Origin of the sequence: Frigoribacterium sp. 2-23 (genome assembly GCF_049601585.1) — a bacterium.
In the GTDB taxonomy this organism is placed as follows: domain Bacteria; phylum Actinomycetota; class Actinomycetes; order Actinomycetales; family Microbacteriaceae; genus Frigoribacterium.
Genome location: NZ_CP187126.1, coordinates 913,445 through 933,822 on the forward strand (window position 1 = coordinate 913,445; position 20,378 = coordinate 933,822).

General features: G+C 71.9%; 18 protein-coding genes. 9 read left to right on the forward strand and 9 right to left on the reverse strand.

Features of this window, described 5'->3' with window-relative positions:
- Positions 1 to 8 precede the first annotated feature (8 nt).
- Positions 9 to 131, forward strand: a complete 123-nt coding sequence (locus ACPEEZ_RS04350; RefSeq protein WP_423923180.1) for a hypothetical protein — start codon at positions 9 to 11, stop codon at positions 129 to 131.
- A gap of 292 nt (positions 132 to 423) precedes the next feature.
- Here ACPEEZ_RS04350 and ACPEEZ_RS04355 read toward each other — a convergent pair whose 3' ends face one another.
- From ACPEEZ_RS04355 to ACPEEZ_RS04365, 3 genes are read right to left on the reverse strand one after another with little or no spacing between them, the layout of a single operon-like run.
- Positions 424 to 1,572 (reverse strand): Mrp/NBP35 family ATP-binding protein, encoded by a 1,149-nt coding sequence (locus ACPEEZ_RS04355; RefSeq protein ID WP_423923182.1) that lies wholly within the window; start codon positions 1,570 to 1,572, stop codon positions 424 to 426.
- The gene (locus tag ACPEEZ_RS04360; protein ID WP_423923184.1) at positions 1,565 to 2,134 is read right to left on the reverse strand and encodes a DUF1003 domain-containing protein; all 570 of its coding nucleotides are present in this window, start codon (positions 2,132 to 2,134) and stop codon (positions 1,565 to 1,567) included. Before ACPEEZ_RS04360 ends, ACPEEZ_RS04355 begins: the two co-directional genes overlap by 8 nt.
- On the reverse strand, positions 2,121 to 3,440 hold the full coding sequence (locus ACPEEZ_RS04365; protein WP_423923186.1) for a magnesium transporter MgtE N-terminal domain-containing protein: 1,320 nt from the start codon (positions 3,438 to 3,440) through the stop codon (positions 2,121 to 2,123). The genes ACPEEZ_RS04360 and ACPEEZ_RS04365 overlap by 14 nt, the downstream gene beginning before the upstream one ends.
- Before the next feature lie 48 nt (positions 3,441 to 3,488).
- Here ACPEEZ_RS04365 and ACPEEZ_RS04370 point away from each other — a divergent pair, with 48 nt between their 5' ends.
- The 4 genes from ACPEEZ_RS04370 to ACPEEZ_RS04385 all read left to right on the forward strand — a co-directional run bounded on the left by ACPEEZ_RS04370 (position 3,489) and on the right by ACPEEZ_RS04385 (position 6,279).
- A complete protein-coding gene (locus ACPEEZ_RS04370) occupies positions 3,489 to 3,989 on the forward strand; it encodes a general stress protein (protein WP_423923188.1) in 501 nt (166 codons plus the stop codon).
- A 133-nt stretch (positions 3,990 to 4,122) separates the two neighbouring features.
- Positions 4,123 to 4,713: a hypothetical protein gene (locus tag ACPEEZ_RS04375; protein WP_423923190.1), complete on the forward strand. Its 591-nt coding sequence runs from the start codon at positions 4,123 to 4,125 to the stop codon at positions 4,711 to 4,713.
- Positions 4,714 to 4,771: 58 nt separating this feature from the next.
- On the forward strand, positions 4,772 to 5,533 hold the full coding sequence (locus ACPEEZ_RS04380; RefSeq protein ID WP_423923192.1) for a YcnI family protein: 762 nt from the start codon (positions 4,772 to 4,774) through the stop codon (positions 5,531 to 5,533).
- Positions 5,534 to 5,547: 14 nt separating this feature from the next.
- Positions 5,548 to 6,279, forward strand: coding sequence for a copper resistance protein CopC (locus ACPEEZ_RS04385; protein WP_423923194.1), 732 nt, complete (start codon positions 5,548 to 5,550; stop codon positions 6,277 to 6,279).
- An 8-nt stretch (positions 6,280 to 6,287) separates the two neighbouring features.
- On the opposite strand, the gene ACPEEZ_RS04390 is transcribed toward ACPEEZ_RS04385, so the two are convergent.
- Positions 6,288 to 7,745 (reverse strand): aminopeptidase P family protein, encoded by a 1,458-nt coding sequence (locus tag ACPEEZ_RS04390; RefSeq protein WP_423923196.1) that lies wholly within the window; start codon positions 7,743 to 7,745, stop codon positions 6,288 to 6,290.
- Positions 7,746 to 7,855: 110 nt separating this feature from the next.
- Positions 7,856 to 8,887 (reverse strand): endonuclease/exonuclease/phosphatase family protein, encoded by a 1,032-nt coding sequence (locus ACPEEZ_RS04395; protein ID WP_423923198.1) that lies wholly within the window; start codon positions 8,885 to 8,887, stop codon positions 7,856 to 7,858.
- A 60-nt stretch (positions 8,888 to 8,947) separates the two neighbouring features.
- On the opposite strand from ACPEEZ_RS04395, the gene ACPEEZ_RS04400 reads away from it, so the two are divergent.
- Positions 8,948 to 9,802 carry a PHP domain-containing protein gene (locus ACPEEZ_RS04400; RefSeq protein ID WP_423923200.1) on the forward strand — a complete coding sequence of 285 codons (855 nt, stop codon included), beginning with the start codon at positions 8,948 to 8,950 and terminating at the stop codon, positions 9,800 to 9,802.
- A gap of 108 nt (positions 9,803 to 9,910) precedes the next feature.
- Here ACPEEZ_RS04400 and ACPEEZ_RS04405 read toward each other — a convergent pair whose 3' ends face one another.
- Complete coding sequence (locus ACPEEZ_RS04405) at positions 9,911 to 11,356, reverse strand: DEAD/DEAH box helicase (RefSeq protein WP_423923202.1); 1,446 nt, start codon at positions 11,354 to 11,356, stop codon at positions 9,911 to 9,913.
- A gap of 86 nt (positions 11,357 to 11,442) precedes the next feature.
- Here ACPEEZ_RS04405 and ACPEEZ_RS04410 point away from each other — a divergent pair, with 86 nt between their 5' ends.
- Positions 11,443 to 12,162, forward strand: coding sequence for a ferritin-like fold-containing protein (locus ACPEEZ_RS04410; protein ID WP_423923204.1), 720 nt, complete (start codon positions 11,443 to 11,445; stop codon positions 12,160 to 12,162).
- 42 nt (positions 12,163 to 12,204) lie between these two features.
- Here the strand turns inward: ACPEEZ_RS04410 and ACPEEZ_RS04415 are convergent, their stop codons facing one another.
- On the reverse strand, positions 12,205 to 12,510 hold the full coding sequence (locus ACPEEZ_RS04415) for a hypothetical protein (protein WP_423923205.1): 306 nt from the start codon (positions 12,508 to 12,510) through the stop codon (positions 12,205 to 12,207).
- A gap of 2 nt (positions 12,511 to 12,512) precedes the next feature.
- Positions 12,513 to 12,737 (reverse strand): DUF3107 domain-containing protein, encoded by a 225-nt coding sequence (locus tag ACPEEZ_RS04420; protein WP_423923207.1) that lies wholly within the window; start codon positions 12,735 to 12,737, stop codon positions 12,513 to 12,515.
- A 118-nt stretch (positions 12,738 to 12,855) separates the two neighbouring features.
- Between ACPEEZ_RS04420 and ACPEEZ_RS04425 the strand changes: the two genes are divergently transcribed.
- Positions 12,856 to 16,065 (forward strand): ATP-dependent helicase, encoded by a 3,210-nt coding sequence (locus ACPEEZ_RS04425; RefSeq protein ID WP_423923209.1) that lies wholly within the window; start codon positions 12,856 to 12,858, stop codon positions 16,063 to 16,065.
- A complete protein-coding gene (locus ACPEEZ_RS04430; RefSeq protein ID WP_423923211.1) occupies positions 16,062 to 19,346 on the forward strand; it encodes a UvrD-helicase domain-containing protein in 3,285 nt (1,094 codons plus the stop codon). Before ACPEEZ_RS04425 ends, ACPEEZ_RS04430 begins: the two co-directional genes overlap by 4 nt.
- 12 nt (positions 19,347 to 19,358) lie before the next feature.
- Here the strand turns inward: ACPEEZ_RS04430 and ACPEEZ_RS04435 are convergent, their stop codons facing one another.
- Positions 19,359 to 20,357: a phosphotransferase gene (locus ACPEEZ_RS04435; RefSeq protein WP_423923213.1), complete on the reverse strand. Its 999-nt coding sequence runs from the start codon at positions 20,355 to 20,357 to the stop codon at positions 19,359 to 19,361.
- Positions 20,358 to 20,378: the final 21 nt, after the last annotated feature.

The following is a 20,378-nucleotide window of genomic DNA, read 5'->3' on the forward strand; positions in this document are numbered from 1 at the left end:
AACAACTCATGCTCACCGGCATCATCGTCCTCGCCCTCGCAGCCGTCGTCGGCATCATCGGGTCGATCGTCAGCGTCGCGCGCGATGGCTTCCACGCCATCCCGACCAAGACGTACCACCGCTGGTCCTGATTCCCCGCGAGTCGGCGCCGCTCTCGTAGAGCGCATGCCGGCTCGCCGATCTGCCGCTCCGTCGCCGTCTCCCTCCTGAGCGGCTCGACCGAGCGGCGGCCGCACCCGTGCTGGGTTGCGGCCCCCGTTGGCCCTCTGCCGATTCGATCGGACGCGGGCCAACGCGTCTTGAGGGCGCTCCGCTTCGCGGGGCGCCCTTCGTCGTTGTCGGAGGGTAGCTGGCGGGCCGTCGTCGGGGTCTGCTCCTCGGCCTCGGCCTGGTCCCCTGGCGCTGCCGCCGGCGCTGCCGCCGTCAGGAGACGCTGAAGCCGAGCTTGCGGCCGGCGAGGCCGCGTTCACGGACGGCCAGCCGCTCCGCGAGGCGCACGATCTCGCGCGAGGCCGGGTCGTCGGGTCGTGCGAGCACGACGGGCGCGCCGTCGTCGCCGCCCTGACGCAGGTCGACGCTGAGCGGTATCGTCGCGATCAACTCGACCGGCGCCTCCTGGCCGTTCGACAGGCGACGCGCCGTCTCGGCGCCGCCTCCCGAGCCGAACAGCTCGAGAACCGTGCCGTCGGGCTGGGTGAGCCCCGACATGTTCTCGACCACTCCCACGATCTTCTGGCCTGTCTGCCGGGCGACGACGCCGCTGCGCTCCGCCACGTCGGCGGCGGCGGGCTGCGGGGTCGTCACCACGATGACCTCGGCGTGGGGGAGCAGCTGGCCCACCGAGATCGCGACGTCCCCGGTGCCCGGGGGCAGATCGAGCAGGAGCACGTCGAGGTCGCCGAAGTAGACGTCCGTCAAGAACTGCTGGATGGTGCGATGCAGCATCGGACCCCGCCAGGCCACGGCCACCGATGCGTCGTCGACGAACATGCCGATCGAGATCACCTTCACCCCGTGCGCGACGGGCGGGAGGATCATGTCGTCGACCTGGGTGGGTTTCACGGCGGCGCCGTCCGGGCCGACGAGGCCGAGGAGACCCGGGATGCTGAAACCGTAGACGTCGGCGTCGACGATGCCGACGGCGAGCCCTCGGGCGGCCAGGGCGACGGCGAGGTTCGCCGTCAGCGTGGACTTGCCCACGCCGCCCTTGCCGCTCGTGACGGCGTAGACGCGCGTGAGCGAGTCGGGGCCGAACTGCATACCGCGACGGGCGCGTCCGGCCCGGAGCTTCTCGGTCAGGGAGGCGCGCTCGTCCTTGGTCATGACGGTCACGTCGACGACGACACCGGTCACGCCGGGCACGGACGCGGTGGCCTCGCGGACGTCGCGCTCGATCGTGTCCGCGGCGGGGCAACCGACGATCGTGAGCTTGACGCCGACCCGGGCGTCGCCCGTCTCGGTCACGTCGACGTCGCCGACCATGTCGAGCTCGGTGATGGGCTTCCGGATCTCCGGATCGAGGACGCGGGTGAGGGCCGTCCGGACGGCGTCGACGAGGGCGGTGTCAGTCACGCGACCGCCCCGGACGAGGACGCTCGGAGCGCGGGACGGCGGGGGTGCCGTCGGCGGTGGGCTCCTCGTCGCGGCGGTCGAGCTCCTCCAGGAGGGAGCGCAGCTCGGCGCGGATGAAGTCCTTGCTCGCCATGTCCCTGATCGCGATGCGGAGCGCGACCACCTCGCGGGCGAGGTACTCGGTGTCGGCGAGGTTGCGCTCGGCGCGCTGACGGTCCTGTTCGAACTGGACCCGGTCGCGGTCGTCCTGACGGTTCTGCGCGAGCAGGATCAGCGGGGCCGCGTAGGACGCCTGCAGCGAGAGGATGAGCGTGAGCGCGGTGAACCCGATGGCGGCGCTGTCGAAGCGCAGGTTGTCGGGGGCCAGGGTGTTGAACAGCATCCAGACGACGCAGAACAGCGTGAGACCGATCAAGAAGTACGGCGTGCCCATGCCGCGGGCGATCGCCTCGGTGGCGCGACCGAAGCGGTCGCTGCTCACGCGGTTGCGACCCGGCAGCACGCGAGCGCGCAGGCCCTTCGGCGAGTCGAGCCGGACGGCGGTGCGGTTATCGCGTGCCATGCGGTGGCCTCCTTCCGGCGCTGTTCAGCGGTACTCGTCGGGCGCGGGAGCGCAATCGGGTGAGGGGCTGGTCGGGGTCTTGGCTGCGCCAGTCGTCGGGCAGCACATGGTCGAGGACGTCGTCGATGGTCACCACCCCGACAAGGCGATGGGCGGCGTCGACGACGGGCACCGAGACGAGGTTGTACGTCGCCATGATGCGGGTGACCTCGAGAGCCGTCGCGTCGGCTCTCACCGGCTCGAGCTGCTGGTCGAGCAGCGTGCCGAGTCGCTCGTTCGGCGGGTAGCGCAGCATCCGCTGGAAGTGCACCATGCCGAGGAATCTCCCGGTCGGGGGCTCGTACGGCGGCAGCACCACACAGACGGCGGCACCGAGCGCGGGGGCGAGCTCGTGACGTCGGATCAGGGCGAGGCCCTCGGCCACCGTCGCGTCGGCCGAGACGATCACGGGCTCCGTGGTCATCAGGCCGCCGGCGGTGTCGGCGTCGTAGCTCAGCAGCATGCGGACGTCGTCGGCCTCGTCGGGCTCCATCAGCTCGAGCAGGGCCTCACCGCGCTCGTCGGAGAGCTGGGCGATGAGGTCGGCCGCGTCGTCGGGTTGCATCTGGTCGAGCACGCCCGCGGCGCGTTCGTCCTCGAGCTGGTTCAGGATCTCGACCTGCTCGTCCTCGGGCATCTCTTCGAGCACGTCGGCGAGTCGATCGTCGGGCAGGTCTTCGGCGACCTCCAGCCGGCGCTCCTGCGTGAGGTCGAGGAGGGTGTTGGCGAGGTCGGCCGGCAACAGGTCGGAGTAGGCGGCGATGAGGTGCTCGGCGCTCTGCGCCTCGCCCGGCTCGTTCTGCTCGCGGACGTCCGACCAGGCCGCGAAGATCGTCGGACCCTTGCCGAACGGGGACGGGCTCGTCTTGGGCTTGCGCAGGAACAGTTGCCCGACCTGCCAGTCGCCTTCGGCGATCTCGTCGATCGCGACGTCCTCGACGGTGGCCGACGATTCGTCCGAGCGCAGCGACACGCGACGGCCGAGCATCTCGGCGATGACGCGTGTCTCGCCTCCCCGCTGCTGGAACCGTCGCAGTGTGATGACGCCGTTGGTGATGATCTGACCCGAGCCGATGCTCGTGACCCGACCGATGCTCACGAACACGCGCCGTTTGCCGGGTACCTCGACGATCAGGCCGACCACGTGGGGCGGTGCGTCCCGGCGGTACACGACGAGCACGTCGCGGCATTTGCCGATGCGGTCACCGGCGGGGTCGAAGACGGAGCACCCGGCCAATCGGGCTACGAAGACTCTGGTGGCGCTCACGACACCAATTTAGCCGGTGCGGCACGGCTCCCCGTGTTTAATGAACACATGACGAACCAGAGCCCTCTGGGGCGCCGAGGTCAGATGTTCCCGACCCTTCCCCGAGGGGACGTCCTGGGAACCTACGAGACCTATCCCGAGGCGCAGCGGGTCGTCGAGCGTCTGTCGCACGCCGAGTTCCCGATCAAGCAGATCGCGATCATCGGCAACGACCTCAAGACCGTCGAGCGGGTCACCGGGCGCCTCACCTACGGGCGCGCCGCGCTGGCCGGCGCCGTGACCGGTCTCTGGCTCGGCATCTTCTTCGGCATCGTCCTGGTGTTCCTGTCGCCGACCGGTGGCTCGGCCACGTCGGCCGTCGCCGCGGCCCTCATCGGTGCCGGCTTCGGCATGCTCTACGGCATCGCGAGCTTCGCGATCTCGCGCCGTCGTCGCGACTTCACCTCGACCCACCAGGTGCTCGCCACGAACTACCAGGTGCTCGTCGACCCGCAACTGGCCTACCGGGCCAACGAGATCCTGTCGCGGCCCGAGGCACCCCGCAGCTGACCCGCGCGGCAGGGCCCCACGGCGAGGCAGGCGCGGGACCGGCACGAGGCGCGCGTCGAACCTCGGTATCGTGGACACGGCAGCATGATCTCGCACACCTCGCGAGACCACGAAGACGAACGAGAGCACACCGATGACCACACGCTGGGCGCGCTTCGCCCGTGGCTGGTTCGTCGCCGTGGCCTCCGTCATCGTCGCGAGCGTCTCGCACGTCTGCGGAGGCGGCATGGACCCGGGGGACCTCGGTGTCGTGCTGTCGTTGGCCTTCGCGGTGCCGCTCTGCATCGCCCTGTCCGGTCGGCGACTCTCGATCGTCCGCCTCGCCGTCTCGGTCGCCCTGAGCCAGGTGGTGTTCCACCTGCTCTTCTCGCTCGGTGCGTCGACGGGCGGCGTCGGCGCGACCGGCGGGCACCACGAGGCGCTCGTCGTGACGGCCGACGGCACCGCGACCACGGTGATGGACATGCCGACCGCGGCGATGACCATCGCGCATGCCGTCGCGGCCGTGCTGACGATCGCCGCCCTGCACCGGGGCGATGTCGCGCTCCAGGCACTCGCCCGACTCGCGGGTGGGCGCCTGACCGTCGCGCGCCTCCTGCTCGCCGTCGTCCGCCCCGGCGACGACGGTCGACGTGCCCGCCCCGTCGTCGTCCGCCGGGTCGACGCGCACGTCTTCCGCTTCTTGACGGCCCGGCCGCACCGCGGTCCACCTCGTCTCGTCTGACCCCGCATTCCCGCCGGTTCCCCGGCGGTCTCAGACGTATCCAGACGAAAGAAGCATCATGACCATCCGTACCCTGTCGGCGCGCGCCGGCATCACCCTCGGCGCCGCTGCCGTCCTCGCCCTCGCCGTGCCGCTCGCCGCCTCCGCCCATGTCCGGGTGAACCCCGAGCAGGTCGAGGCCGGTTCGTACGCCACCCTCACGTTCAAGGTGCCCACCGAGTCGGCCACGGCCGGCACGGTGAAGCTCGTGGTGGACCTCCCCACGGACACCCCGTTCACGTCGGTGTCGTACCAGCCGCTCGTGGGGTGGACGACCGAGGTCACCACCTCGACGCTGCCGAAACCGGTCGAGATCTCGGGCACGACCGTCACGGAGGCGCCGACCAGTGTGACCTGGACGGCCGACCCCGGTGTGCAGATCGCCCCCGGGCAGTTCCAGCAGTTCGTGGTCTCGGCGGGCGCGGTGCCCGACACCGGCTCGATCGTGCTGCCGACGCACCAGTACTACTCCGACGGCAAGGTCGTCGACTGGGCCGAGGCCACGCCCGCGTCCGGTGACGAACCCGAGTTCCCCGCCCCGACGCTCTATGTCAACGACCAGGCACCCTCGGGCGGCCACCACGGCACGGCCGTGAGCGCCGCGTCCGCGGGCGATCACGGGTCCGCCAGTGCGTCGGACTCGTCGCAGACGGCCACGGTCGGCCTCGGCCTGGGAATCGCGGGTCTCGCCCTGGGCGCGATCGCCCTCGTCGTCGCCGTGCTGGCGCTGACGCGGCGACCGCGGGGTTCGGCGGCGGGCGTGACGGGCGCCAAGCGATGAGGGAAGCCTCCTCGATGCGGTCCACCCTCGCCACCCGTCTCGGTGTCTCCGTCGGTGCCCTCGGGCTCGTCGGCTTGGCTGCCCTCGGCCCGGCGTCGGTGGCCTCGGCGCACGACTACGTGATCGCGAGCACGCCGGGGGCCTCGTCGACCGTGACGAGCCCGCCGTCGACGGTCTCGGTCACGTTCAACGACGTCATCCTCGACCTCTCCGGAACCGGTACGGCGAACGTGCTCGAGGTGACCGACGCGGCCGGTCGCCACTTCGAGGACGGCTGCGGCGTGCTCGACGGCCCGACCATCTCGACCGGCGTCGCCCTCGGTGCGGCGGGGTCGTACACGATGACCTACCAGGTCGTCTCGGCCGACGGGCACACGGTGTCGGACGCGATCCCGTTCAGCTACGCGCCGTCCGCCGGTGCGCCGGAGGCAGTGGGGTCGCCGTCGAGACCGGCGTGCGACCCGGGCGAGTCGTCGGCGGCCCCGAGCGACACCGCGACGACCCCGGAGGCGGGGGCGACGTCACCCGCGGAGACGTCCGAACCGCAGATGACGACTCTGGCGACGACGGCACCGGAGTCAACCGACGCGGGGTCGACAAACCTCGGTCTCGTGGTGGGCATCGCGGTCGCGATCGTGGTGCTGGCCGTGGCCGGCGTCGTCGTGATCGTGGTCAGCTCCCGTCGACGCGGGGACCGGGCACCCGAGTCGGACGACTCGGGGCCCGATCAGCCGCTCGACGACTGACGGACGGGCTACCCGCGGGCGACCCAGGCCTCGACGTCTGAGGCCGTCCGCGGGATACCCACCGACAGGTTCTCGGCCCCGTCGCCCGTCACGAGGATGTCGTCCTCGATGCGGACGCCGATGCCGCGGAACTCGGCCGGGACGGTGAGGTCGTCCGGCTGGAAGTACAGCCCCGGCTCGATGGTGAACACCATGCCCGGCTCGAGCACGCCGTCGAGGTAGAGGTCGCGTCGAGCGGCGGCACAGTCGTGCACGTCGATGCCGAGGTGGTGGCTGGTGCCGTGCACCATGTACCGGCGGTGGTACTGGTGGTCGGGCTCGAGCGACTCTTCCGCCGACACGGGCAGGAACCCCCACTCGGCGGTCCGCTCGGCGATGACGCGCATGGCCGTCGCGTGGATCTCGCGGAACCGGATGCCCGGCTTGACGATCGCGAACGCGGCGTCGGCCGCCTCGAGGACGGCGTCGTAGACGAGGCGCTGCACCTCGGTGAAGCGACCGGACACCGGCAGCGTGCGCGTGATGTCGGCCGTGTAGAGGCTTTCGAGCTCGATGCCCGCGTCGATCAGGATGAGATCGCCCGAGGCCACGACGCCGTCGTTGCGGGTCCAGTGCAGGACACACGCGTGGTCGCCCGATGCGGCGATGGTGTCGTAGCCGACCGTGTTGCCGTCCGCCCGGGCCCGTCGGTTGAACGTGCCCTCGACGAGCCGCTCGCCGCGCGGGTGGGCGACGATGTCGTCGAAGTCGGCGATGACGTCGTCGAAGCCCCTCTTCGTCGTGGCGACGGCGAGGCGCATCTGCGACACCTCGTAGGGGTCCTTGACGAGACGCAGCTCGGAGAGATCGCGCGCCAGGACGTCGACGCCGTCGGCCGTGCCGACCGCGGTGCCGGTCGCGTCGGCGCGGCGGGTCAGCTCGGGGTCGGCCTCGCGGACGAGCAGGGTGTCGGCGTCGAACGTCGCGGCGACGGCCTCGAACTCGGCCAGGTCGCGCGTGGCGACGCCGAGGTCGGCCGCGACCTGGGCGAGGGACGGCCGCGGGCCGATCCAGAACTCGCCGATCTCGGAGTTGGCGTAGAACTCGTCCGAGTCACGACCGGCGCTGGCGCGCAGGTAGAGCGTGGCCTCGTGGCCGTCGGCGGTCGGCTCGAGCACGAGCACGGAGCCGGGGACGGTGTCGGAGCCCCAGCCGGTCAGATGCGAGAACGCCGAGTGCGCGCGGAAGGGATAGTCGCAGTCGTTCGATCGGACCTTTGACTGGCCGGCCGGGACGACGAGGCGTCGCCCCGTGTGCAGGGCCGACAGCCGGGCGCGACGGTCGGCGGCGAAGGCCGACTGCTCGCGGGGTGCGGGGAGGGTGTCGGGTCGATCGGCCCACTCGGACGAGATGTAGTCCTTGAAGGTGTCGGAGCCTGGTGTGGTTGAGCGGTTCGCGGTCGCGCGCGGTGCCTCGGAATCTGCCATGCGACCTATTGTCTCGCGCCGCGCCTCCTCGTGGGGCACGAGGTCGGTTGCCCTGGGAAGAGACAGCGCGGCGGCGCGGGTGGGGAGGCGTCGGTGCCGCCGGGGAGACGTCAGGCGCCGGTGCGACTGAGCTGCGCGACGATCGGTCGGTGATCGCTGCCCGCGTCGTCGTGGTCGGTGACGACCCGGAACCCGGTCGGCATCCACTGTCGTGACGCCATGACGTGGTCGATGGGCGTCGACAGCAGCGGCGGCAGATCGGTGGGCCACGTGCCGACGGCGCCGTTGGCCGTCGCGGTGGCGGCGTCGCGGCAGACGCCGAGTGCGCCGCCGCGCTTGCCGAGGCCCGCCATGTGGTCGAGCGTGGAGTTGAAGTCGCCGGCCATGATCACGTTGCCCGACGAGCACACGCCCGCGAGGTAGTCGAGGCCGGAGCGCCAGGTGTCCATGTGGTCCGTGACGGGGGCGACCGGGTGGGCCGCCACGATGGTCGGGCCCTCTCCGCTGACGGGGGTCGCGACCACCGAGGGCAGCACGGCCGTCGTCCGCTTGTCGGTGGTGCCGTCGTCGCCGAGGGCGACCGCGTAGTCGCCGAGGTTCGGGCTGATCAGCAGGGTCGTCGACCGGGCGCTCGAGACCTGGTCGTACGCGAGCGTGTGCACCCACATGGGGCGGCCGCCGACGCGCATCGCCTCGGCGACGGCGACGCCGGTCTCCTGACGTGTCTCGGGCAGGCTGACGATGTCGGCACCGACCTCGAGCGCGAGGGCCGCGATGGCCTCGGGGCCGGGCGCCCCGCCGAGCGTGTTCCAGGAGAGCACGGTGACGTCGGTGGGTGTCCGGGTCGTGAAGTCGGTGCTGCCGAGACCGCGGGCGCCCTGGATGCCACCCGACACCGCGGCGAAGACCAGCAGCAGGACGGCGAAGGAGGCGGTGATCGATCGGAGCGGGCGCACGACGAGTCCCAGCACGATCACGACGACCATCGCGATCAGCGCGACACCGCCGGCGATCGCCCGGAACGACACGAGCTGCGTCACCGGGTACTGACGCTGCAGGTCGAGCGCCTGCGGCCAAAGCGCAACGAACAGACCGGCGGCGAGGGCGAGGATCAGCACGAGGGCGACGAGACGACGGATCATGGCCCTGTGAGCTTAGGGGACGGGACGGCAGCTACGGGACGGTCGGCCTACGATAGGGGCGTGGCCCACCCTCCGATCGACCTGCACACGCACAGCAGCGTCTCGGACGGCACCGAGACCCCGGCGGCACTGATCGCGTCGGCCGCGCGGGCAGGTCTCGGCACGGTGGCACTCACCGACCACGACACGACGGCGGGCTGGGCCGAGGCACGGGCCTCGGTCGCCGGCACGGGCATGACCCTGGTGCCCGGCATGGAACTCAGCACCCGCCTCGGACTAAACAGCGTGCACATGCTCGGCTACCTGTTCGACCCGACCGACAGCGCCCTCGTCGCCGAGACGGCCCGCTTGCGCGACGGTCGGCTGCACCGGGCCGAGCGCATCGTCGCCCGGATCGGCGCCGACTACGACATCGTCTGGGACGACGTCCTGGCCCAGGCGAGCGACGGTGCCACCCTCGGTCGGCCGCACATCGCCGACGCCCTGGTCGCGAAGGGCTTCGCGGCGGACCGCAGTGCGGCGTTCGCGGGCATCCTGCACTGGCGATCGGGGTACTACGAGCCCCACGAGGCGCCGAGCCCGCTCGAGGGCATCCGGCTCATCCGCGAGGCCGGAGGAGTCCCCGTGATCGCTCACCCCGCGACGCGCGGACGGGAGCCCAACGTCTCGGTCGAAAGCTTCGCCCGGCTCGTCGACGCCGGGCTGCTCGGAGTCGAGATCGCCCACCGCGAGAACACCGAGGCCGGGCGGCAGCGCCTGCGCGAGCTGGCCGACCGGTACGACCTGATCGTGACCGGGTCGAGCGACTACCACGGCGACGGCAAGCCGAACCGGCTCGGCGAGAACACGACCGACCCGCGTCAGCTCGATCGCATCGTCGCGGCCGCGACCGGCTCGGAACCCATCCAGGGCTGACCGGTCGGCATCGGCATCGGCATGCTGCCGTGACGGACGACGCCCCCGAGACGCGGTCTCGCCCGGGGGCGGGACCGACGCGTCGGGGGCGGCGGATGGTGCGGGCTGCTACTCGCCGGCGGGGCGGGACTGCTGCTCGCCCGCGGGCTTGCGGCGACGGTTGCGGCTGCGTCGGCGCGGTGCACCGGACGCGTCCGAGCCGGAGTCGGCCGACGCGTCGGCAGTCGCCTCGGACGGGCCGTTCGTCGGCGTCTCGCTGCCGCGTCCGGGGTTCGCGCCGTCGGTGCGGGTGCGACTGCGCGACCGGCTGCGGCTGCCGGGCGTGCGCTCGCGGGCCGTGGCCGCGCCACCCTCGGGTGCCGCGATGGGTGCCTTGCGCAGGCGGCCCTTCGTGCCGGCGGGGATGTCGAGATCCGTGTACAGGTGCGGGCTCGACGAGTAGGTCTCGACCGGCTCCGGCTGGCCCATGTCGAGCGCCCGGTTGATGAGCGCCCACTTGTGCAGGTCGTCCCAGTCGACGAACGTGACCGCGATACCGGTCTTGCCCGCGCGGCCCGTCCGGCCGGCGCGGTGCAGGTAGGTGTCGTGGTCGTCGGGCACGGTGTGGTTGATCACGTGCGTGACGTCGTTCACGTCGATGCCTCGTGCGGCGACGTCCGTGGCGATCAGGATGTCCTTCTTGCCGGCCTTGAACGCCGCCATGGCGCGCTCGCGCTGCTCCTGATTGAGGTCTCCGTGCACGGCCGCCGCGTTGAAGCCGCGGTCGTTCAGCTCTTCGACGAGCTTCGCGGCCGCGCGCTTGGTGCGCGTGAAGATGACCGTCTTGCCACGCCCCTCCGACTGGAGGATACGTGCGATGACCTCGTCCTTGTCGAGCGAGTGCGCCCGGTAGACGACGTGCTTGATGTTCGCCTGCGTGAGGCCCTCGTCGGGGTCGGTCGCACGGATGTGGATCGGCTTCGACATGAAGCGACGCGCGAGGGCGACGATCGGGCCGGGCATGGTCGCCGAGAACAACATCGTGTGGCGCGTCGCCGGGACCTGCTGGAAGATCTTCTCGATGTCGCTGAGGAACCCGAGGTCGAGCATCTTGTCGGCCTCGTCGAGCACCACCTCTTGCACCTCTTTGAGGTTCAGGAGGCGCTGGCCGGCCAGGTCGAGGAGGCGACCGGGGGTGCCGACGACGATCTGGGCGCCGGCCTTCAGCTGCTCGACCTGGCCCTCGTAGGCCTTGCCGCCGTAGATCGAGACGATCTTGGTCGCGCGGTTGGAGGTGGCGACCTCGAGGTCTTCGGCCACCTGGACGCAGAGTTCACGCGTGGGGACGACGACGAGCACCTTGACGCCGGGCGCCGGGTCGAGGCCGATTCGCTGGATGATGGGGAGGCCGAAGCCGAACGTCTTGCCTGTTCCCGTCTTGGCCTGACCGATGATGTCCTGGCCCGCGAGGGCGAGAGGAATGGTCTGGGTCTGGATCGGGAAGGGTTCGACGATCCCCTTGGCCGCCAGTGCGTCGACCATGTCCTGGTCGATCGAAAGGTCGTTGAATGTCAAGTTGTTGCCCTGTCTCATATAGGGGGATCGCCGACAGTTTAGCCGGTCGCCGTCGACTGACCCTCGCGACCCCCTAAGCTGGCGGCGTGGTGTCATGGCTCGGCCGAGGTTCGAAACGCGGTGTCGCGTCCCTCCAGTGGCCGCGTCCCGCCGCTCGGGGTCTGCGCGTCAACCGCGTCGAGCTCGACCAGTTCACCCCCGATCGGGATGTCTTCCTCGGGCACGCCGCCTATCTGCAGCTCGCCCTGTTCGAGACGCTCGGGTCCGCTGCGGCCTCGGCGCCCGACACGCGCGCGAAGGCGCTGACGGGCCGGGTCGCGACGTCGACGCTCGAACGACACCGGGGTCTCGTCCACGAGATCGAACGTCATGGGGACGACCCCGCGGCCGCGATGGAGCCGCACATCACCGCGATCGACGAGTTCGGCGACCGCATCGCGGGCCGCGACTGGTACGAGGCCCTGCTCGCGACCTACGTGGCCGCGGGCCTCTTGAACGACGTCTTCTCCCGGCTCGCCTCCGGGCTCTCCCACGACGACCGCGATCGCGTGGTCGCGATCCTCGACCGGGACCACGACGAGCCGGCGATCGTCGCCAAGCTCACCCGGTCGATCGAGGACGACCCGCGTCTCGCCTCGCGTCTCGCCCTCTGGGGGCGCCGCCTGGTGGGGGACACCCTGCTCGTCGCGCGGGCCGCCATCTCGGCGTCCCACGAGTCGGCCGACGACGAACGACTCGAGCCGGTGTTCACCGAGTTGATCGCGGCGCACACGCGACGCATGGACGCCCTCGGCCTCACGGCCTGACCGCCCGCCCGGCGGTCACCGGAGCAGGCCGCGGCCGTCCGATCAGGCTTGGACGCCGCTGGCCTTCAGGAGGCGCGCGAAGGCGGTGCTGTCGGCCGCACGTCGGCGACGGGCCGACACGGTGCAGACCACGACGGCCACGACGGCCGGGATGACGAGGCTGAACACCCAGATCCACCCGCCGTCGGCCTTCCAGCCGAGCCAGAAGAGGACCTCCCACACGATGCCCGAGACGGCCGCACCGAATGCGGGGGCGAGCAGCACGCCGCGCGTGTCGGCCGCGGGCAGGGCGAAGTGGGCGATGAAGCCGATGATCGTGCCGCCGAGGACGACGAAGAGCAGCTCCATGCTCAGCTGACGAATCCGACCCGGCGGTTCTCCTCCGTGCCGACCTCGACGTAGGACAGCGAGGCGACGGGGACGAGGTAGGTCTTGCCCTTGCTGTCGGCGAGGGTGATGTAGCTCTTGCCGCCGTCGAGGGCGTCGGCGACGGTCTTCTCCACGTCGGCAGCGGTCTGCGACGTCTCGAAGCTGATCTCACGGGGGCTGTTGGCGATGCCGATACGAATGTCCACGACCTCAAGATAACCGACGTCGCCCGCTGGCGGCGCCGCGTTCACTGTCGGCAGAAGCCGCCGGCCCCGACCCGCCCGACGGACGGCGTTGTCGGTGGCGGTCGATAGCGTTGCGGTCATGGCGACGACGGTCTTCCGCCCCGTGACGGGCGAGCAGCGACGGGGTGGTGAGCGCGCCGGCGCCGTGCCCCGACTCGTCCTCGACGCGTCCCAGCAGGCGGTCCTCGACCTGCCCGACGAGATCTCGGCCGCGGTCATCGGTGCCCCGGGCACCGGCAAGACGAGCACGCTGATCGAGTTCGTCGCCGACCGGGTGGTGACGCGGGGCTGGGGGCCTGCCGCCGTCATGGCGCTGACGCCGACCCGCTCGACGGCCACGCGCCTCCGCGATCACCTGTCCGCCGCCGTGGGTGTCCCGACACCGGGGCCGCTGGCCCGCACGGTGTCGTCCCTCGCGTTCGACATCGTGGGCCATGCCGCCGGCCTGGCCGGCGAGCAACCGCCGACCCTGTTCACGGGCGGCGACCAAGACCTGCTCGTCCGCACGCTGCTCGAGGGGCACGAGCTCGACGGCGGCGGCCCGGTCTGGCCCGAGCACCTCGGGCCGCGGGTCCGGGCGCTCCGCGGGTTCCGCACCGAGCTGCGCGAGGTCTTGATGCGGGCGACCGAGCATCGGCTGTCGTCGTCCGACCTCCGACGTCTCGCCGCGACGTCGGGTCGGCCCGAATGGTCGTCGGTCGCCGATTTCGCCGACGAGTACCACGACGTCCGGGCGGCCTACGCCGGGTCCCATCTCGACTCGAGCGAGCTCGTCGACTACGCCGTGGCCGCGCTCGATCGGGGCGAGACGGCCCCGCTCGTCGAGGGCCTGCGGGTGGTGCTCGTCGACGACGCACACGACGCGACCGAGTCGACCGTCGCCCTGCTGCGGGCGCTGGCCCGTCGCGGCGTGACCGTGATGGCCTTCGGCGACCCCGATGTCTCGACCACGGCCTTCCGAGGCGGTGCCCCCGACCTGCTCGGCCGGCTCGGCGTCCGGCTCGGCGTCCCGTCGACCCGCACGCTCTACCTCTCGACGGCGCACCGGCACACGGCCGACCTGCGGGGCCTCGTCTCGTCCGTCACGGGGCGCATCGGCACGGCGGCGGCCGGGCGGCAGCACGCCGCGGTCGCGGGGCGTGACGCGGGCCCCGCGGCTCGCTCCGGTCAGGGCTCCGATGCCCGCGCCGATGTCGCCGATGTGGCCGGTGACGCCGACGAGCCCATCCTCGTCGTCCGTGCCGACAGCCCCGCGCACGAGATCGCATCGGTCGCGCGCGTGCTGCGCGAGCACCACCTCCTACGGCAGGTGCCATGGGGTCGCATGCTCGTGGTCGTCCGAAGCGGCGGGCAGGTCGCCTCGGTCGCCCGGGGGCTCCAGCTGGCCGATGTCCCGACCCGCACCTCCGTGGCGGGGCGGGCGCTCCGGGACGAGTACGGGGCGCGGCACCTGCTGCTCGCCGCCTCCGTGGCGGTCGGCCGCGAGCCGCTCACGGTCGACGTCGCCACCGAGCTGCTCCTCGGCCCCCTGGCGGGGTTCGACGCATTGTCCCTCCGACGACTCCGACTCGCCCTGCGGGCCGACGAGCTGGCGTCCGGCGGGCATCGTTCCGCCGACGACCTGCTCGTCGAGGCGCTCGACGGCCCCGGTCGTCTCGTCACGATCGACTCGCGGTTCGCCGCGAGGGCGGGCCGGTTCGCCGTCAGCCTCGACGCCGCGCGGCGGGCGGCCGCCGACGGGTCGAGCATCGAGGAGGTCTTCTGGGGCTTGTGGGACCGGAGCGGCCTGGCCTCCGACTGGTCGGCGCGGTCGGGCGGTCACGGCATCGTCGCCGCCGAGGCGGACCGTCACCTGGACGGTGTCGTCGCCCTCTTCACCTCGGCCAAACGCTTCGTCGAGCGCACCCCCGAGGCGCCGGCGAGCGGGTTCCTCGACGCGCTGCTCGGGGCCGAGGTGCCCGAAGACACGTTGTCTCCCCAGGCGACCGCCGGAGCGGTGCTGGTGTGCACACCCGCCGGCGCCGTCGGGCTCGAGGTCGATGTCGTCGTGGCCGCCCGCGTGCAGGACGGTGTCTGGCCGAATCTCCGCCTCCGGGGGGCCCTGCTCGGCCCCGACGATCTCGTGCGGGCGGCCGACGGGGTGCTCGGCGAGGCGCCGGCGGCCGTCGACGCCCGGGCCGCCGTGCTCTCCGACGAGCTCCGCATGTTCGCCTTGACCGTCTCCCGGGCCACCCGGCAGGTGATCGTCTCCTGCACGGCGAACGACGACGAGGCGCCGAGCCCCTTCTTCCGTCTCATGCCCCCCGACGCACCGACCGCCCGCGGCGGTCATCCCCTGTCTCTCCGCGGGCTCGTCGGGCACCTGCGCCATCAACTCGTCACGGCGGCGACGCCGGCGGCGGCCACGGACGCCGCGGAGTCCCTCGCCCGCCTCGCCGACGAGGGCGTCGCCGGTGCCGCGCCGGCCGACTGGTACGGGCTGCAGAGTGCGACGACCTCGGTCGACCTGGTCGACCTCACGGACGACGAGGCGCGCGTGGGGGTCTCGCCCTCGCAGATCGGCACGTTCGAGGAATGCCCGCTGCACTGGTTCGTCGAACGGTTCGGCGGCTCCGCGCCGAGCGCCGCGATGGGGTTGGGCACCCTCCTGCACGACGTGATGGAGCACGCGACCGACATCGACGTCGAGTCCCTCTGGCGGGCGGTCGACGAGCGGTGGCACGAACTCGAGTTCGAGTCCCCGTGGATCGCCGAGGCCGAGCAGCGCCGAGCGCGCGTCATGACGGAGAGTCTCGCGGCCTACCTCCGCGACGTCGTGGCCGCCGGCGGGCGGTTACTGGGTGCGGAGTCGGAGTTCACGCTCGATGTCGGTCAGGCACGCCTCCGGGGGTCGATCGACCGGGTCGAGCAGCGCGGCGACGGCTCGGTCGTCATCGTCGACCTCAAGACCGGACGCACGGCACCGACGGGCGACAAGGCCCAGCGCCATCCGCAGCTGGCGAGCTATCAACTGGCCTTCGCCTCCGGGGTCGTCGAGGCGGCGCCGGACGGCGCGACCTCGGGTGGGGCCGCGCTGCTCTTCGTGTCGCACGGCGTCCGGGGCAAGCCCTATCGCGAGGTGCATCAGGCGGCCCTCGACGCCGACGGGTTGGAGGCGTTCCGCGAGCGGGTGCGACAGGCGGCCACGGGAATGGCCGGGCACGCGTTCGTGGCGCGACTCGACGAGCACTGCGAGGGACGCACGGGTGGCTCGTGTCGCATCCACGTCGTGGGGGAGGTCAGCCGGTGAGCGACGTGACCCGTGCCTCCTCGTCGCTCGACGACCACGGCTCGCGGCCCGTGCTGTCGTCCGTGGACATCGCCCGGGCTCTCGGGCGACCCGAGCCGACACCCGAGCAGCAGGCCGTGATCGAGGCACCGCTCGAGCCCGCCCTCGTGGTCGCCGGCGCCGGCAGCGGCAAGACCGAGACGATGGCCAATCGGGTCGTCTGGCTGCTCGCCAACGGCCACGTGACCGTCTCGCAGGTGCTCGGGCTGACCTTCACGCGCAAGGCCGCCGGAGAACTCGGCGAGCGGATCGAGGCGCGGGTCGCGGAGCTCGTCGGGAAGGGGCTCCTGCCCGAGTCGGTCGACGTGTTCGACGCGCCGACGGTGAGCACGTACAACGCATTCGCGAACGGGATCTTCCGTGACAACGCGCTGCGCGTCGGACGCGAGAGCGAATCGCAGGTGCTGAGCGACGCGTCGGCATGGCAGCTCGCCCGCTCGCTCGTCGTCGCCAGCCGGGACGACCGCATGCCGGGGCTCGAGCGGTCGGTCGACTCGCTCACCGAGGCGGTCATCCGCCTCAGCCACGCGCTGAGTGAGAACGTGGCCGACGCCGCCGACGTGGCTGAGCTCGCCGAGAGGTTCCTCGACCTGAGCGGGCTCCCGTCGCCCAAGGGGTCGCCCTACAAGAGCGTGCTGGACGCGATCGGGCACGTCTCGGCCCTGCCGCCGCTGCTCGACCTGGCGGTCGCGTTCTCGACCGAGAAGACCCGGCGGGGATTCGTCGAGTTCTCCGACCAGGTCGCGCTCGCGCTCGACGTCTGCGCGACGGCTCCCGACGTGGTCGCCGAACTCCGAGACCGATACCGCGTCGTCCTGCTCGACGAATACCAGGACACGAGCGTCGTCCAGACGAGGTTGCTCGCCGCCCTCTTCGCCGAGACGGGCGTCATGGCCGTCGGCGACCCGCACCAGTCGATCTACGGGTTCCGCGGCGCGAGTGCCGCGAACCTCGGGCGGTTCCCGGTCGACTTCGGCGCCCGCCCCGGCGCGCACTACAGCCTGTCGACGAGCTGGCGGAACGCGAGCAGCATCCTCGACGCGGCGAACGCGGTCGTCGCCGAGCTGAGCGCCTCGGACACGTCGGTGAGCACCCTGCGTCCGCGACCGGCGGCACCGGCCGGGTCGGTCGAGGCGATCTGGGCCGAGACCCTGCCCGACGAGGCGGACCGGGTGGCGCAGTGGTTCAGGGAGGCCCTGGCCATCCGTCGCCCCGACGGCAGCAGCAGGTCCGCCGCCCTGCTCTTCAGATCCAAGAAGACGATCCCGCAGTTCGTCGAGGCGCTCCAGCGGCACCAGGTGCCCTATCACGTGCTGGGCGTCGGGGGGCTCCTGCAACGACCCGAGGTCGTTGATCTGGTCTCCTGCCTCCGCGTGCTGCACGATCCGTCGGCCGGCTCCGAGTTGATCCGCCTCATGGCGGGCGCCCGGCATCGGATCGGGCTCGCCGACATCGCGGCCCTGCGCGGCGTGTCGTCGTGGCTGTTCTCGCACGACCACGCCCAGCAGCGACTCGACGCCGATGTCGCCGCCTCGTTCCGCGCCTCCGTCGCCGTGGGCGAGCACGGGTCGCTCGTGGACGCGCTCGACTTCGTCACGACGGCCCCGGAGTCGCATCGACAGCTGGCCGCGTTCAGCGCCGACGGCGTGCAGCGCCTCCGTCGGCTCGGCGGGCAGCTCGCCTTCCTCCGCGGCCGGGTCGGTCTCGACCTCGTCGACCTCGTGACGCTCGTGCAACAGGAGATGCTGCTCGACGTCGAGGTCGCCGCCGCCACCGGGGCGCCGCACGGCGGCCCGTACCTGCAGGCCTTCGCCGACGAGTTGGCCGGCTATGTCGCCACCGACGAGAACGCCGGACTCGGCGGGTTCCTCGGCTGGCTCGCGGCCGCCGAGCGGCGCGACGACATGGGGCCGCGGTCCGAGGCGAGCGAGGCGGGGACGGTCCAGCTGCTCACCATCCACGGCTCCAAGGGGCTCGAATGGGACGTCGTCTGCGTTCCGCGCCTGGTCGAGGGCGAGTTGCCCGGGACATCCCGCGAGGGGGCCGGCTGGCTCGGGTTCGGCGAGCTGCCGTACGAGTTCAGGGGCGACTCCGCCGAGCTCCCGGTCCTGCCGTGGCGCTCGGTCGACGACCAGCGTGAATTCGACCAGAAGCTCGCCGGGTTCAAGGACGAGTTGCGGCGACGGCACCAGGCGGAAGAGCGCCGACTCGCCTACGTCGCCGTCACGAGGGCGCGAGATGCCCTGCTCGTCAGCGGCTCGTTCTGGGCCTCCGCCGTGAAGCCTCGTCCCGCCAGCCGCTACCTCGTCGACTTCGTCGACGCCGGGTTGCTGCCGCCCGAGGCGTTGCCGAGCGAGCCCGAGGCGCCGGAGAATCCCCTGGCCGATCAGACGCGCGAGCTGTCGTGGCCGCTCGACCCGCTCGGTCGACGTCGCGACGCCGTCGAGCAGGCCGCGATCCTGGTCGAACGGGCTCGCCGGCGCGCGGCCGACCGGACGGACGACGAGCGCCGCCGCAGGCCGTCACCGGGCACGCGTGCGCACGACATCGAGCTCCTGCTGCTCGAGCGGGATGCCGTGCGCGACCGCAGTGCCTCCATCGACCTGCCCCAACGCATCCCGGCCTCCCGGTTCAAGGACTTCGTCCACGACCCCGGCGCGGTCGCCTCGGCCCTCCGGCGCCCGCTGCCCGAGCGGCCCTACCGCGCGACGCGACTGGGCACCCTCTTCCACGATTGGCTCGAGGAGCGCTTCCGGCCGACCGGTCGCGGCGAGACCATCGACGCGTCGTCGAGCGAGATCGATCTCGACGACGACCGAGGTGGCGACCATCGCGGTGTCGTCGACCCCGACGACGCTCGACGCCTGGCCGAGTTCCGGGCGACCTTCGAGCGGTCCGAATGGGCCATCCTCGACCCGGTCGACGTCGAGCTCGAGATCCACCTCCCGCTCGGCACCCGGACGGTCATCTGCAAGATCGATGCGGTCTTCGAGCGAGACGGCCGCTTCCAGGTCGTCGACTGGAAGACGGGTGCGTCGCCCGTCGACGACGACGACCTGGCACTCCGGCAACTCCAGCTCGCCCTGTACCGTGAGGCATACGCGGCCTATCGAGGTATCGAGGCGTCGTTGATCGACGCGGCGTTCTACTTCGTCGCCGACGACACGGTCATCGAGCCGATCGGGCTGCCCGATCGCTCCGACCTCGTGACGCTGTGGGAGTCGGTGGAGTCGGGCGTCTGACGGCGGGTCGGATCAGGCGTGGTGACGCTCGGTCGAGCTGAGCAGCTCTTCGACACCGTGCTCGTCGAGGGCGCCGGTCTGGCCTGCGCCGATCGCCCCGGGGCGGTCGGTGTGCAGGCTGTCGACGAGCTTCGTCATCATCTCGACGGCGTCGTCCACGATCTCGGTGCTCTTCGTGCTGGTGCCGTGCAGCAGCCACTTGGCGAGATCGAGCTCGCGGTAGAGCGTCGCGCGGTGCTTCAACTGATGGTCGCTGGTGCCGCGTGTCGTGTTGTAGGTCTCGAACACCGCATCCGCCGCGGCCGGCGTCGGGGCACCGAGTGTCCAGGCGAGGTCGCGGGCCGGGTCGCCGACCTGCAACTCGTGCCAGCCGAGCACACCGACGATGCGGCCGTCGGAGACGAGCACACTCGAGGCCTCGAGGGTGCCGTTGATGACGGTGGGCTGGAACTGCCAGAGAACCGTGTCCTGGATCGCCGCCTCCCACCGGTCGAGCAGGGCCGCGGGCAGGAGGCGCGTGGACGCCGCGCGGTCGACGAGCGTCGCCGACGACCGCATCGCCTCGAACGGGGTGCGACTGGCGAGACCCGCGTCGGTGACGAAGCTGGTGGGCAGGGAGTGGATAGCCGCCACGGCCTTGCCGACGGCGGCGGGCATGCCCGAGCCCACCGTGAGCGAGGAGACCTGGAGGCGGTCTCCGGCCACGAAGTCGTAGACGATGCCGCGTGTGCGGCCGATCGGGGCCTGCCCCCGGTAGGTCGGGACGTCGAAGCTGAGCCGGCCGCGGACGCCTGCGCTCAGGCTGCGGAGGGCGACGAGGTCGGCCGACTGCTGGGCCTCGGCCCGCTGCGTGCGGGGGACGCGGATGATCCAGTGCTCGCCCTGCCGGCCGTTGAGCAGGGCGGAGTCGTAATCGCCGTCCTTCGAGCCGTGCGGAGCGACGGCGGAGACGTCGAGGTCGGCAACGGCGGCCGTGGCCAACGCGGCTAGAGTGAGATGAGATCTGGCCATGCCTTCAGGGTAGGCCGCTGC

Coding starts and splice junctions, on each gene's coding strand:
- ACPEEZ_RS04435 (WP_423923213.1), bottom strand. CDS start 20,357: ATGGCCAGATCTCATCTCACTCTAGCCGCGTTGGCCACGGCCGCCGTT.
- ACPEEZ_RS04380 (WP_423923192.1), top strand. CDS start 4,772: ATGACCATCCGTACCCTGTCGGCGCGCGCCGGCATCACCCTCGGCGCC.
- ACPEEZ_RS04350 (WP_423923180.1), top strand. CDS start 9: ATGCTCACCGGCATCATCGTCCTCGCCCTCGCAGCCGTCGTCGGCATC.
- ACPEEZ_RS04385 (WP_423923194.1), top strand. CDS start 5,548: ATGCGGTCCACCCTCGCCACCCGTCTCGGTGTCTCCGTCGGTGCCCTC.
- ACPEEZ_RS04360 (WP_423923184.1), bottom strand. CDS start 2,134: ATGGCACGCGATAACCGCACCGCCGTCCGGCTCGACTCGCCGAAGGGC.
- ACPEEZ_RS04415 (WP_423923205.1), bottom strand. CDS start 12,510: ATGGAGCTGCTCTTCGTCGTCCTCGGCGGCACGATCATCGGCTTCATC.
- ACPEEZ_RS04370 (WP_423923188.1), top strand. CDS start 3,489: ATGACGAACCAGAGCCCTCTGGGGCGCCGAGGTCAGATGTTCCCGACC.
- ACPEEZ_RS04375 (WP_423923190.1), top strand. CDS start 4,123: ATGACCACACGCTGGGCGCGCTTCGCCCGTGGCTGGTTCGTCGCCGTG.
- ACPEEZ_RS04425 (WP_423923209.1), top strand. CDS start 12,856: ATGGCGACGACGGTCTTCCGCCCCGTGACGGGCGAGCAGCGACGGGGT.
- ACPEEZ_RS04390 (WP_423923196.1), bottom strand. CDS start 7,745: ATGGCAGATTCCGAGGCACCGCGCGCGACCGCGAACCGCTCAACCACA.
- ACPEEZ_RS04395 (WP_423923198.1), bottom strand. CDS start 8,887: ATGATCCGTCGTCTCGTCGCCCTCGTGCTGATCCTCGCCCTCGCCGCC.